This window comes from Streptomyces sp. JLSY215, assembly GCF_059682825.1.
In genome coordinates this window covers 2,568,918-2,581,851 of record NZ_CM185022.1, presented here as the reverse complement: position 1 = coordinate 2,581,851, position 12,934 = coordinate 2,568,918, and the positions used below count along the sequence as shown (strand labels likewise).

The 12,934-nt window shown below is 71.3% G+C and carries 10 protein-coding genes; 5 read left to right on the top strand and 5 right to left on the bottom strand.

The window, feature by feature from the left end; genetic code table 11:
• Positions 1-28: 28 nt before the first annotated feature.
• Entirely contained in the window at positions 29-1,057 is a 1,029-nt protein-coding gene (locus AC5677_RS11510; protein WP_497194933.1) for an ATP-binding cassette domain-containing protein, read from the bottom strand.
• A gap of 201 nt (positions 1,058-1,258) precedes the next feature.
• Positions 1,259-2,065, bottom strand: a complete 807-nt coding sequence (locus AC5677_RS11505) for a TetR/AcrR family transcriptional regulator (RefSeq protein WP_497194932.1) — start codon at positions 2,063-2,065, stop codon at positions 1,259-1,261.
• Positions 2,066-2,185: 120 nt separating this feature from the next.
• Here AC5677_RS11505 and AC5677_RS11500 point away from each other — a divergent pair, with 120 nt between their 5' ends.
• A complete protein-coding gene (locus AC5677_RS11500) occupies positions 2,186-2,404 on the top strand; it encodes a hypothetical protein (protein ID WP_497194931.1) in 219 nt (72 codons plus the stop codon).
• Positions 2,405-2,533: 129 nt separating this feature from the next.
• Here the strand turns inward: AC5677_RS11500 and panB are convergent, their stop codons facing one another.
• Positions 2,534-3,415, bottom strand: coding sequence for a 3-methyl-2-oxobutanoate hydroxymethyltransferase (gene panB, locus AC5677_RS11495; protein WP_497194930.1), 882 nt, complete (start codon positions 3,413-3,415; stop codon positions 2,534-2,536).
• Between the two features lie 225 nt (positions 3,416-3,640).
• On the opposite strand from panB, the gene AC5677_RS11490 reads away from it, so the two are divergent.
• The 4 genes from AC5677_RS11490 (at position 3,641) to AC5677_RS11475 (ending at position 8,605) form a co-directional block, all read left to right on the top strand.
• Positions 3,641-5,260 (top strand): MFS transporter, encoded by a 1,620-nt coding sequence (locus AC5677_RS11490; protein ID WP_497194929.1) that lies wholly within the window; start codon positions 3,641-3,643, stop codon positions 5,258-5,260.
• Positions 5,257-5,925 carry a TetR/AcrR family transcriptional regulator gene (locus AC5677_RS11485; RefSeq protein ID WP_497194928.1) on the top strand — a complete coding sequence of 223 codons (669 nt, stop codon included), beginning with the start codon at positions 5,257-5,259 and terminating at the stop codon, positions 5,923-5,925. Before AC5677_RS11490 ends, AC5677_RS11485 begins: the two co-directional genes overlap by 4 nt.
• 306 nt (positions 5,926-6,231) lie before the next feature.
• Positions 6,232-7,236, top strand: a complete 1,005-nt coding sequence (locus AC5677_RS11480) for an endonuclease/exonuclease/phosphatase family protein (protein WP_497196586.1) — start codon at positions 6,232-6,234, stop codon at positions 7,234-7,236.
• Between the two features lie 166 nt (positions 7,237-7,402).
• Positions 7,403-8,605: an MFS transporter gene (locus AC5677_RS11475; protein WP_497194927.1), complete on the top strand. Its 1,203-nt coding sequence runs from the start codon at positions 7,403-7,405 to the stop codon at positions 8,603-8,605.
• Between the two features lie 544 nt (positions 8,606-9,149).
• On the opposite strand, the gene AC5677_RS11470 is transcribed toward AC5677_RS11475, so the two are convergent.
• Positions 9,150-10,901, bottom strand: coding sequence for an NAD+ synthase (locus AC5677_RS11470; protein ID WP_497194926.1), 1,752 nt, complete (start codon positions 10,899-10,901; stop codon positions 9,150-9,152).
• Between the two features lie 133 nt (positions 10,902-11,034).
• Complete coding sequence (locus AC5677_RS11465; RefSeq protein ID WP_497194925.1) at positions 11,035-12,675, bottom strand: multicopper oxidase family protein; 1,641 nt, start codon at positions 12,673-12,675, stop codon at positions 11,035-11,037.
• Positions 12,676-12,934: the final 259 nt, after the last annotated feature.

The window sequence follows — 12,934 nt, the reverse complement described above, 5'->3', positions numbered from 1 at the left end:
CTTTTGATGATTCGCTCGCTGCGCTCACTCATGCCGATACCTCCGCGTAGCTCTGGTCCGTGGTGTCTTCGAGGGCCGTGGCCTCGGAGGTCTTCTGGCCCGTGATGGCCAGGAACACCTCGTCCAGGCTGGGCAGATGGGTGCTGATCCCGGAGAGCGCGAAGCCCCGCTGTCCGAGCAGGCCGACCACGGCGGTCAGCTGCTCGTCGCTGATGATCGGGACGTTGACCACACCCCCGTCGTGGTCGGCGGTCGCGCCCGCGATGCCGTCCAGACCGGCCTGCGCGAGGGCGCCGACCATCCGGTCCAGCTCGGCCGGATCGGCCGGCCGGATGCCCAGCGTCCGGCCGCCGACCTTGGCCTTGAGCTCGTCGACCCGGCCCTCGGCGATCACTCGGCCGCGGTCGATGACCGTCAGCTCGTCGGCCAGCTGCTCGGCCTCTTCCATGTACTGGGTGGTGAGCAGCACCGTCGCGCCGTCGTGCACCATCCGCCGGACCTCTTCCCACACCTCGTTACGGGTACGGGGATCGAGTCCGGTCGTCGGCTCGTCCAGGTAGAGCACGGCCGGGCGGCCGATCATCGAGGCGGCCAGATCCAGCCGGCGGCGCATTCCGCCGGAGTACTTGGCGGCCGGGCGCTTGGCCGCCTCGGTCAGCGAGAACCGCTCCAGCATCTCGTCCGCGCGGCGGCGGGAGTCCTTGCGGGACAGATCGAGCAGCCGCCCGATCATGTAGAGGTTCTCCCAGCCGGAGAGCTTCTCGTCGACCGAGGCGTACTGCCCGGTCAGGCCGATCGTGCGGCGCAGTGCGCGGGGCTGGCGCACCACGTCGAAGCCGGCCACCACGGCCCGGCCGGCGTCCGGCACGAGAAGGGTGGACAGGCAGCGTACGAGGGTCGTCTTGCCGGCGCCGTTGGGGCCGAGCACGCCGAGCACGGTGCCTTCCCGCACGTCCAGGTCCACACCGTCGACGGCCCTGACATCGCCGAAGTGCTTGACCAGACCGCGCACCTCGACGGCATTGCCGTCCTTGGTGATTGTCGTCTGTCGCGTCATGCCGTCAACGGTGACAGGGGCCACCGACAACGCACCGACAGGCCACCGACAGGGAGAGCCGGCGGGTGTCGGAGGGGCGGCGGTGCGGTTGCCGGTGGCCCGTCCGTACAAGAATCCCGCCGAAAAGCCCGCCGGGCATCCAGCCGGGAATACCGGCCCCGTGCCCCCGCGTTGTGGCCCCGCAGGGGGCGCTCGCATCCCCTAAGGGATCTGTTCGCCCACCTCCTGAGGCCCATCCGGCGGATCACCGTCCGTCGGGAAGATGCGCGACAGGTGGTAGTCCAGCACCGCCCGCACCTCGGCCAGCGACCGGCGCTCGTGCAGGACGTCCAGGCCCAGGCCGGTGGCTCCCGAGACCAGCAGGTCCGCCTCGTGCCGTACGTCGAGGCCCGGGTCCGTGCTCCCGGCGGCCTGCCCCGTCCCGATGATCTCCGCGACGAGTTCCTCCAGCGGCTGCTCGGCGGCCAGGAACACCGCTGCCAGCGACGGGTCGGTCAGGCTGCGGGCGTAATACGCCGCGAACACCCGGAGCGCCGAGGCGCGTTGCCCGTCGAGCGGCAGGAATTCGTCCAGCAGGGCGCGCAGCAGTCTGTGCGGATCCGTCATGTCGAACGGAATACGGGCCCTGGCCAGCCGTTCGTTCTCCTCGTGCAGCAGCCGCAGGGCATCGACCAGGAGGGCGTGTTTGCCGGCGAAGTGGTACTGGACCACGCGCAACGAAACCCCGGCCTCGGCCGCGATCCGGCGCATGCTCGCCGCATCCAGGCCTTCCTCGGCGGCGATGCGCCACACCGCCTCCGCGATCCGGTGCCGTTGGCGCGCCTGGGTGTCCGTCTGCCGCGCCGTTGTCCGCTCGGCCGGGCTGCCCGGTTCCGGCAGGTGCTCCTTGCGTCGGCGGTACGCCCGGCCCTGGCAGCTACGGGAGCAGTAGACGGCGGGACGGCCTCGCGCCGAGGGGGCGATGCGGGTGCCGCACACCAGGCACGCCGTTCCTTTTTCGTCACGCATATCTCTCATCGTAGCGTCGATAATAGTGTGACGAAATGCGGCAAATCCGCAAGAAAATAGGCCCATTGGGATGGCGTCATTGATACGTTCGTACCCCAATTCCCCACAGGAGAAGAGGCCATGAAGTACGACGCTCTGCAGGTTCTGGGTGCGGTGGTGACGGCGGTCTTCGGCCAGGGCCTCGTCCGGCTCCTGATCGATCATGAACACCGAGGTCTGCTCGGGTGGCTGCCCGGCGGCTTCGTCCCGGTGCTGCTGGCGCACGCGGCGCTCACCGCCGCCGGCGTCGCCCTCGCGGGCTGGGCCCATACGCGTGCGAAGGCCCTCGGCCGCCGCTAGGTGAGGGATATCGGCCTGGACGGGCGAACGGCCCGCGGGATCCTTTCCCGCGGGCCGTCCGCCGACAGGACGGGACGGTCACGCCGCCCCGTCGACAAGCTCCCATGGGCAAGCCCTCATCGGCAGGCTCTAGTGGAAGGTGTGCTCCTCCGCCGGGAACGACCCTCCGACGACGTCCTCCGCGAACGCCTTCGCGGCGCCGCCGAGCAGCTCACGCATTTCGAGGTACTTCTTCACGAACTTCGGCACCCGGCCCGCCGTCATTCCCGCCATATCGGTCCAGACCAGCACCTGGGCGTCGCAGTCCAGGCCCGCGCCGATGCCGACGGTCGGGATGTGCAGGGAACGGGTGACCTCGGCGGCCAGCTCCGCCGGGACGGCCTCCAGCACGACCGAGAACGCGCCGGCGTCCTGCACCGCCTTGGCGTCCCGCAGCAGCTGCTGGGCCGCCTCCTCGCCGCGGCCCTGGACCGGGTAGCCGCCGAAGGCGTTGACGGACTGCGGGGTCAGCCCGACATGGGCCATCACCGGGATGCCGGACGAGACCAGCAGCTCCACCTGGTGCGCGGAGCGCTCCCCGCCCTCCAGCTTGACGGCGCCCACCCCCGCTTCCTTGACCAGCCGGGTGGCGTTGCGCAGCGCCTGCACCGGGCCTTCCTGGTACGAGCCGAACGGCAGATCGGCGACGACGAGGGCGCGCTTGGTGCCGCGGACGACGGCGGCGGAGAGGTAGGTGATCTCGTCCATGGTGACCGGCACGGTGGACTCGTAGCCGAGGTGGCAGTTGCCCATCGAGTCGCCGACGAGCAGGACGGGGATGCCCGCCTCGTCGAAGACGGATCCGGTCATGGCGTCGTAGGCGGTGAGCATCGGCCACTTCTCGCCGCGCTCCTTGGCGGCGGCGATGTCGCGGATCGTGATGCGGCGCGAGCTGGTTCCCCCGTACAGGGTCTTGCTGCTCTCGGAGGCGGGCTTGGCGCCCGGCTTCCGGGCAGGCGAAAGCTGCGTCATTTTGACGGCTCCTGTTCGTCATCTCGAGGCACCCTGACGGTGTCCCCGGACTCCCCTCCATGCTGGCATGCGCGGCGCGTGCAGGGAAAGGGGGCGGTGCGTGCAGGGACACGGGGCGGCGACCGGCCGCGACGGCAGGGCCCTGACCTGCGGAGGTGCCGCCACGAAAGATCAATTCATCGATACGGAACGGGTCCGTATCGAAAAGCGGGTATGGTGGACGTCATGACCACCGACTCCACCGCGCCCGGCGCGCCGCCCGCCCGCCAGGTTCCCGCCGGGATCCACCGGCGCCGCTGGATGATCCTCTACGTCCTCATGCTCAGCCTGCTGATAGTGGTGCTGGACAACTCCATCCTCAACGTCGCGATGAAGACGATCGCGTCCCCGGCCCCCCACGGCCTCGGCGCCACCCAGAGCGAGCTGGAGTGGGCGATCAACGCCTACACGCTCGTCTTCGCCGGGCTGCTGTTCACCTCCGGCCTGCTCGGCGACCGCCTGGGCCGCAAGAAGGTCCTGCTCTTCGGCCTGGCGGTGTTCGGCGTCGGCTCGGTGCTCGCCGGGATGGCCGCCACGCCCACCGAGCTGATCGCCTTCCGTGCCGTGATGGGCCTGGGCGGCGCCTTCGTCATGCCCGCCACCCTCGCCATCCTGATGAACGTCTTCGAGCGCGAGGAACAGCCCAGGGCGATCGGCATCTGGGCCGGCGGCGTGGGCCTGGCCATCGCGATCGGCCCGATCGCCGGCGGTCTGCTGCTGGACCGCTTCTGGTGGGGCTCGGTCTTCCTGGTCAACGTCCCGATCGTGCTGATCGCGCTGGTCGCGATGGTGATCCTGGTGCCCGACTCCCGGGACCCCCGCCCCGGCCGGCTGGACCCGTTCGGCGTGCTGCTGTCCGTCATCGGCCTGGTCCTGCTGGTCTACGGGATCATCAAGGGCGGCCAGCTCGCCGACTTCACCGACCCGCAGGTACTGGGCACCATCGCCGGCGGCCTCGCGGTGCTGACGGTGTTCGTCCTGCACCAGAAGCGCAGCAGCCATCCGTCCATCGACATCCGCTACTTCCGCAAGCCCGCCTTCTCGGCCGCCGTCGGCGCCGTCGCGCTGGTCTTCTTCGCGCTGATGGGCGTCACCTTCTTCATCGTCTTCTACGTGCAGAGCGTGCGCGGCTACAGCCCGCTGGAGGCCGGTCTGCTGATCCTGCCGCTGGCCGCCGCCCAGCTGATCTTCTCGCCGCGGGCCCGGCTCGCCGTGGACCGCTTCGGCGCCCGTGCGGTGTGCACCGCCGGCATGCTGACCATCGCCGTCACCATGTCCGGAATGCTGCTGCTGGACACCGGCACGCCGATCTGGGTCCTGGAGGTGGTGTTCTTCCTCCAGGGCACCGGCATGGCGCACATCATGCCGCCGGTCACCGTCGCGATCATGCAGTCGCTGCCCCGCGAGAAGGCCGGCTCCGGCTCGGCGCTCAACAACGTCTTCCGGCAGGTCGGCGGCACCCTCGGCGTCGCCGTACTGGGCTCGGTGCTGTCCACGACCTACCGCGACGGCGTCCAGGACAAGATCGGCGCGCTGCCCGGCATCTCGGACGCCGCGCGCCATGCGGCCGGCGAATCCATCGAGGCCACCCTCGGTCTCGCCCGGCACCTGGGCCCGGCCGGGCAGGACCTGGTCGTCTCCGCCCAGAACGCCTTTGTGCACGCCATGCATGTCACCGCGCTCGGCTCCGCCGGCGTCGCGGTGGTGGGCGCCGTGGTGGTCGCCGCCTTCCTGCCCGGCAAAATGGCATCGGCCCCGCGTGATACGGAGCCGAACGAACAGCGAAAGGCGGGCGTGCAGCGATGAGCCGGGCGGCGGGAGACTCCGAGGCGGCGGCCGGTGCGCGGCCGGGACGGCCCGGCCGGGCGGACCCCGTACGCCGCGGCAGACCGCGCAGCGCCGCCGCCGACTCCGCCATCATCGAGGCCGTACTCCGCCTGATCGAGGAGGGCGTCGGCATCGGCGAGCTGTCGATGGAGCGCATCGCCCGCGAGGCCGGCGTGGGCAAGGCCACCGTCTACCGCCGCTGGCCCGGCAAGAGCGCCCTGATGCTCGACGTCATGCGGTCCCTGGACGTGCCGCCCCCGCCGCTGACCGGCGAATCCGTACGCGACGACCTCGTCTCCCTGCTGGAGTTCCTGCGCCGCCGCGGACTGGCCAAGCGCAACTCCGCGCTGCTGCGCACCGTCGTCAGCCATGTCCAGGGGCACCCGGAGCTGTGGGCGGAGTACCACGAGACGGTCGTACGGGCCCGTAACGAGGCGGTGCTCAAGGTGCTCCGGCGCGGTATGGCCAACGGCGAGATCCGCACCGACCACCCCGTCGAGACCCTCGCCGACCTGTTCGTCGGCCCGATGCTGGCCCGCGCCATCCTCCACGAATGGAAGGAACTCCCCGAGGGCCTCGCGGAGGACATCGTCGACATGGTCCTGGAGGGCGTACGTCCCCGGCCGCAGCCGGCGGCGCGCTGAACCCGGCCGCCGCACCGGTCCGTTGCCGCCCTCCCCGCACCAAATGTCCCGTCCCGCATGACCGGACCATGCCCGTTCCGTCACAGCCGCTGTCACGAACCCGCCCGCGGGAACCCCGGCCCGTCGCCGCACCGTCCTCACTGGCGAGCAGGCACGGCCGGGAAAGCGCAGCGCGTACATGCGCGGCGCCCTTCCGGGGCAGCGCTGATCTAAGAACGGGTATAAGGGCCATCGCCTAGGGTCGGGGACCACAGGCGAGGCGCACCAGAGCAAGGCAGTGAGGACAGCTACATGGCGCAGGCATATATGACGGAGCCGGGACAGGGGCGCAACGCCCAGCAGGACCGTTCCCGGGCCGGACGCCTGCGGAACTGGTGGCGCCCTGAGGGGATGTGGCGCCGCGGCATCGTGCTCGCGGTACTGGCCGTACTGCTCGGGCTGCTGATGTTCCTGCACGCCCGGGTCCCCAACACCGTGGGAAACCTGGGCAGTCTGCTGGAGACGTTCCTGCCCTGGCTGGGCCTCGGCGTCCTGCTGCTGCTGGTCCTCGCGGTGCTGCGCCGCTCCGCGACCGCGCTGCTCGCGCTCGTCCTGCCCGCCGCGGTCTGGCTCAACCTCTTCGGCGGACAGCTCACCGACAAGGCGGGCACCGGCGGCAACCTCACCGTCGTCACCCACAACGTCAACGCCGACAACCCCGATCCGGCGGCCACCGCTCAGGACATCGTCAACTCCAAGGCCGATGTTGTCGCCCTCGAGGAGCTGACCGCCACCGCCCTGCCCACCTACAAGCGGGAAATGGCCAAGGCGTACCCGTACCACACGGTCGAGGGAACCGTCGGGCTGTGGAGCAAGCTGCCGCTGAGCGACGCCCGGCCGGTGGACATCAAGATGGGCTGGACCCGCGCGCTGCGCGCCACCGTCACCGCCGCCGACGGGCAGAAGGCCGGCATCTACGTCGCGCATCTGCCGTCCGTACGGGTCAAGGTCGAGGCGGGCTTCACCGCGGGCCAGCGCGACGGCAGCGCCGAGGCGCTGGGCGAGGCGATCGCCGCCGACCCGCTGAAGAAGACGATCCTGCTCGGCGACCTCAACGGCACCATGAACGACCGCTCGCTGGCCCCGGTCACCTCCCAGATGCGCTCCGCGCAGGGCGCCGCGGGCGACGGCTTCGGCTTCAGCTGGCCGGCCGCCTTCCCGATGGCCCGGATCGACCAGATCATGATGAAGGGGATCGACCCGGTCGCGGCCTGGACGATGAAGGCCACCGGCAGCGACCACCTGCCGCAGGCGGCGTCCGTCAAGATCTGACGCGACGGGCCCGTCACCCCCCGGGCCCGTCCCGTCGCACGCTTGTCACCTGCTGTTTTCGCGCCTGAATACTGGACCTGAGAGACTTTGTTCCGTAAACGAACTTAAGGTCTCCCGCCTCGCGCGCCCGCACGCGCGCACCCACCCCTGAAAGGTCCAGGTCCCCATGCCCTTGGCTCTGCTCGCTCTCGCGATCTCGGCCTTCGGAATCGGCACCACGGAATTCGTGATGATGGGCCTGCTGCCCGAAGTCGCGGACGACCTGGGCACCTCGGTGCCCACCGCCGGCTACCTCGTCTCCGCCTACGCCCTCGGTGTCGTCATCGGCGCCCCGCTGCTGACCGCCCTCGGCTCCCGCATCCCGCGCAAGCGGATGCTCGTCCTGCTGATGGCGCTCTTCACGGCCGGCAACCTCGCCTCCGCCCTCGCGCCCGGCTTCGGCACGCTGATCGCCGGCCGGCTGCTGGCCGGGCTTCCGCACGGCGCGTTCTTCGGCGTCGGCGCGGTCGTCGCGGCGCGGCTGGTGCGCGAGGGCCGCCAGGCGCGCGCGGTGGCCACCATGTTCCTCGGCCTGACCATCGCCAATGTCGTCGGCGTACCCGCCGCGACCCTGCTCGGCCAGCACCTCGGCTGGCGCGCCACCTTCCTGGTCGTCGCCGCCATCGGGCTGGCCGCGATGGCGGCGCTGGCCCGCCTGGTCCCGCCGCTGCCTGCCGAGGAACGCACCGGCCTGGCCCGCGAACTGCGCGCGCTCGCCGACCGCCAGGTCCTCCTCGGCCTCCTCACGACCGTCTTCGGCTTCGCCGGCGTCTTCGCCGTCTACAGCTACCTCGCGTCGATGATGACCAAGGTGACCGGCTTCTCCGCGACCTCGGTCCCGCTCGTCCTCGCCCTCTTCGGCATCGGCATGACCCTCGGCGCGCTGGCCGCGGGCCCCCTCACCGACCGCGCCCTGCGCCCCACCCTGTACGGCTCGCTGGCCGCCCTCGCCGTCGTCCTCGCGGTCTTCCACTTCACCGCCCAGGTGAAATGGGCCGCCCTGGTCACCGTCGTCCTCATCGGCGGCATCGGCTTCCTGACCACCACCCCCTTGCAGATGCTGGTCATGAACAAGGCCCGCCAGGCCCCCACGCTGGCCGCCGCCTCCAACCAGTCCGCCTTCAACCTCGCCAACGCGGGCGGAGCGTGGGCCGGGAGCCTGGCCCTCTCGGCCGACTGGGGCTGGACGTCCCCGACTCTGGTCGGGGCCGTACTGGCGGCCGTGGGACTGGCCGTCGCCGTGCTCGCCGGTCGTCTGGACCGCGACAACCCGTCCCGGGTGGTGGCCGGTGGCCGGGTGACTGCCGAGGCGGCTTCCGCCGCCACCTGAGCCCCCACGTGTTCGGCTGGCCCGCCGTGGGGGTTTGCCGCCGTGGCGCCCCTTCGCTGCGCTTTGCCTGGGCCGACGTTTTCGGCTTCCCCGCCGTGGGGGTTTCGCTGGGTTCGCCTGCGGCGGGCGGTGCCGCTTGCGCGGGGCTGTTCGGCTGCGGGGCCGGGCCTCCGGACTCCGTCCTGCGGCCCGGCCCCTCCCCGTGAGGGGTGGGAAGAAAACCGGTGGGGGCGTGCGTCGGTGGTCAGGTGCACCTGGTGGACATGATCACCTGCACCCGACACGAGACGTCCGCCCCCACCGGCCTTTCCCACCCACCCACGGGAGGGGCCACCCCGCAGGACGAAGTCCGGAGGGGTGGCACCGCACCCGACAAACCCACGCCCGCCGCGCAGGCGCAACGGCGAGCAACCACCACGGCGTGAAAGCCGACAACGTACGGCCCCGGCAAAGCGCAGCGAAGGGGCCGCAGGCGCAATGGCGAACCACCACCACGGCGGGACAGTCGACAACGTGGGGCCAAATGCAAAGCGCAGCGAACGGGTCAGCCCTCCCGCCAATGATTCGTGATCGGCAGCCGCCGGTCCTTCCCGAAGCCCTTTGCGGAGATCTTGGTGCCCGGCGGGTACTGGCGGCGCTTGTACTCGGCGCGGTCGACCATCCGCAGCACGCGGGTCACCAGCTCCTCCTCGAAGCCCTGCGCCACGATCTCCTCGCGGCCCTGGTCGCGGTCGACATACAGCTCCAGCACGCGGTCGAGGACGGCGTAGTCGGGCAGCGAATCGGTGTCGACCTGGCCGGGGCGCAGCTCCGCGCTCGGTGGTTTGGTGAGGGTGTTCTCCGGGATCGGCGGGGTCTGGCCGCGGTCGGCCGCCGCCTGGTTGCGCCAGCGGGCGAGCTGGAAGATGACGGTCTTGTAGACGTCCTTGATCGGGCCGTACGCGCCCACGGAGTCCCCGTAGAGCGTCGAATAGCCGCACGCCAGCTCGGACTTGTTGCCCGGCGCGAGGACGAGGTGGCCCTCCTGGTTGGAGATCGCCATCAGCGTCGTGCCGCGCAGCCGCGACTGGAGGTTCTCCTCGGCGAGGCCGGTCAGCCCCAGGGCCTCCATGTACGTGTCGAACATCGGGCCGATCGGCACCGTGCGGAAGGCGAGGCCGGTACGGCGCGCCAGTTCGGCGGCGTCGGTGAGGGAGTGGTCCGACGAGTAGCGCGACGGCATCGCGACGGCGTGGACGTGCGCCGGGCCCAGCGCGTCGCAGGCGATCGCGGCGACCAGCGCGGAGTCGATGCCGCCGGAGAGTCCGATGACGACGCTGTTGAAGCCGTTCTTGGCGACGTAGGCGCGCAGCCCGACGACCAGCGCGGTGTAGATCTCCTCGATGTCGCCGAGCCGTTCGGCCTCTCCGCCGAGCGTCTCGGGGGAGTACGGCGGCAGCGGGTCGGGCGTCAGGACGACGTGGTCGACGCGCAGACCGTCGTCCAGCACGCCGGAGGGCGCCTCGGGCGCCGCGCCCGGGAGTTCGAGGTCGATCAGGACGCAGCCCTCCGCGAACTGCGGCGCCCGCGCGATGACCCCGCCGTCCTTGTCGACGACGATGGAGTCCCCGTCGAAGACCAGCTCGTCCTGCCCGCCGATCATCGCCAGATAGGCGGTGGTGCAGCCGGCCTCCTGCGCGCGTTTGCGCACCAGTTCCAGCCGGGTGTCGTCCTTGTCCCGTTCGTAGGGCGAGGCGTTGATGGAGAGCAGCAGCCCGGCGCCCGCGCTCCGCGCCGCCGGGACGCGGCCGCCCTCCTGCCACAGGTCCTCGCAGATGGCGAGGGCGACATCGACGCCGTGCACCCGGACCACGGGCAGCGTGTCACCGGGGACGAAGTACCGGAACTCGTCGAAGACGCCGTAGTTGGGCAGGTGGTGCTTGGCGAAGGACAGCGCGATCTGACCGTGGTGCAGTACGGCGGCGGCGTTCTGCGGGGCGCCGGCCGGCCGCCCGTAGCGCCGCTCGTCCCGCGCGCACCGGTCGAGATAGCCGACGATCACCGGGAGCTCGCCCAGTCCCTCGTCGGCCAGCCGGCGGGCCAGTGAGCGCAGCGCGGCGCGGCTGGCCTCGACGAAGGACGGGCGCAGCGCGAGGTCCTCGACGGGGTAGCCGGTCAGCGCCATCTCGGGGAAGGCGACGAGGTGGGCGCCCTGGTCGGCGGCGTGCCGCGTCCAGTGCACGATCGTTTCGGCGTTCCCGGCGATATCGCCGACACAGGAGTCGATCTGGTTGAGGGCGAGACGAAGTTGGGCCACGGGATCAGTGTAGTTGAGTCTAATCGTCTAGGTGACGTTAAGGGGGGGTGGGGGAGCGCCCCGAGGAGTTTTCCGGGGAGCTCCCCCCAGACGAGAGGGGACGCCGGGCAGGGCCGCGGCCTCCCGCCCCGCCCTACTTCTTCAGGTAGCCCAGGATCGTCATCATCCCCGACTCCGAGTGGTAGATGTTGTGGCAGTGCAGCATCCACAGGCCCGGATTGTCGGCGTCGAGGTCGACGCTCACCCGGGTGCCGGGCAGCACGTTCAGGGTGTCCTTGCGGGCGCCGCCGTCGGGCAGCTCGAAGGTGTGCCCGTGCAGATGCATCGGGTGGAACATCCCGCTGCGGTTGTGGAAGGTGAGCCGCACCCGCTCACCCGCCGAGACCGGGTAGCGCTGGGACGGGGTGTACTGCTTCCCGTTGATCGCCCAGTTGTACTTCCGCATGTTCCCCGTGAGACGGAAATCGATGGTGCGGTCGACGCGCCGGGACTGCCCCCGTGCGGACTCCGCGGCCTTCAGTTCGTGCGCGGTCAGCAGCTTGCCGTCGAGGTTCCTGGGGCGGGTGTCGGGGCCGGGCGCCTCGCCGCCGCCGGTGCGCAGCACGGCCAGCGCGGTGCGGTTCTTGCCCTCGGCGAGCGCGGTGAGCGGGAAGACCCCGTCCTTGGCGGTGACCAGGACGTCATAGCGCTCGCTCATGCCGATCAGCAGGGCATCGGTGGTGGCGTGTTCGACGGGGTGGCCGTCGGTGTGCGTGATGGTCATGGAGTGGCCGCCCAGCGCCACGCGGTAGGCGGTCTCGCCGCCCGCGTTGATGAAACGGATGCGGATGCGGTCGCCGGGCTTGGCCCGGAACACCCGCGGGTCCTGGGGCGTACAGCCGTTGATGAGGTGGTACGGGTAGTACACATCGCCGGCATGGCCGCCCAGCAGCTTGCTCCGGGCGCCCCTCAGCAGGCGGGGCGGGCCGGCGGCCGCGGGCTGTGCCGTCCCGCCGCCCGTGTCGGGGCTGTCGTGGCCCATCTCGCCGTGGTCCATGCTGCCGTGGCCGGAGGAGCCGCCGTGGCCCTTGTTCAGTTCGGCCAGCACCGCGTCCGGGGTGCTGCCGTCCACCCCGTCGAGCCAGTCGTCCACCATGACGATCCACTCCTTGTCGTAACTGAGCGGCTCCTTGGGGTCGTCGACGATCAGCGGGGCGTACAGCCCCCGGTCGATCTGCACGCCGACGTGCGGGTGCATCCAGTACGTGCCGGGGTTCGGGGTGGCGAACTCGTAGGTGAAGGACGCGCCGGGCTTGATGGGCCGCTGGGTGATGCCGGGGACGCCGTCCATGTCGTTGCGCAGCACCAGCCCGTGCCAGTGGACGGTCGTGTGCGCCGGGAGGTGGTTGGCGACCTCCATCTGGAAGGTGTCGCCCGCGGTGACCCGGAGTTCCTTGCCGGGCAGCTCGTCCCCGTACGCCCAGGAGCGGACGGTTCGGCCGCCCAGGTCCAGTTCGGTGGCGGCGGCGGTGAGCTTGAACCTGCGTACGGTGCCGTCCGTGTGGCGCTTCTTCTCGGCCGCCATGACCTCCGGGCCGTCGGGGGTGACGAAGCCGTCCGGCGTGCCGTCGTGCGGCATGCCGTTCTTCGCGTCGTCCAGGACGTCCGCGCCGCCGCGCGGGCCGGACCGGTCGCCGGAACAGGCGGCCAACAAGCCGCCGCCCACGACGGCGGCACCGGCGCCGAGCACGGCGCGGCGCGAGCGGGACGGGGGCTGGGGGGAATCCGTACGCATGGGTGTACCTCGTGTCGGTGTCGAAGGTGATGAGGTCGGTGGCGGAGCGCGCGTGCGCGAACGCGGGCAGGCGTCGGCGTCCGGGCGCGCTCCTACACGCGCAGCACCGACAGTTGGGCGAGGAGTCCCGGCGGGGCGGTGGCCCGTCCGGCCGTGCGCGGGCCGGTCTCAGGCAGCCGGTGCGGGGCGCGGGGCGCCCGGGACCGGGCGCGGGGTGCACCGCCGTGTCCGCAGGGTGGGGAGGTCGCCCCACCGGCTC

Coding starts and splice junctions, on each gene's coding strand:
- AC5677_RS11510 (WP_497194933.1), bottom strand. CDS start 1,057: ATGACGCGACAGACGACAATCACCAAGGACGGCAATGCCGTCGAGGTG.
- AC5677_RS11505 (WP_497194932.1), bottom strand. CDS start 2,065: ATGCGTGACGAAAAAGGAACGGCGTGCCTGGTGTGCGGCACCCGCATC.
- AC5677_RS11500 (WP_497194931.1), top strand. CDS start 2,186: ATGAAGTACGACGCTCTGCAGGTTCTGGGTGCGGTGGTGACGGCGGTC.
- panB (WP_497194930.1), bottom strand. CDS start 3,415: ATGACGCAGCTTTCGCCTGCCCGGAAGCCGGGCGCCAAGCCCGCCTCC.
- AC5677_RS11490 (WP_497194929.1), top strand. CDS start 3,641: ATGACCACCGACTCCACCGCGCCCGGCGCGCCGCCCGCCCGCCAGGTT.
- AC5677_RS11485 (WP_497194928.1), top strand. CDS start 5,257: ATGAGCCGGGCGGCGGGAGACTCCGAGGCGGCGGCCGGTGCGCGGCCG.
- AC5677_RS11480 (WP_497196586.1), top strand. CDS start 6,232: ATGACGGAGCCGGGACAGGGGCGCAACGCCCAGCAGGACCGTTCCCGG.
- AC5677_RS11475 (WP_497194927.1), top strand. CDS start 7,403: ATGCCCTTGGCTCTGCTCGCTCTCGCGATCTCGGCCTTCGGAATCGGC.
- AC5677_RS11465 (WP_497194925.1), bottom strand. CDS start 12,675: ATGCGTACGGATTCCCCCCAGCCCCCGTCCCGCTCGCGCCGCGCCGTG.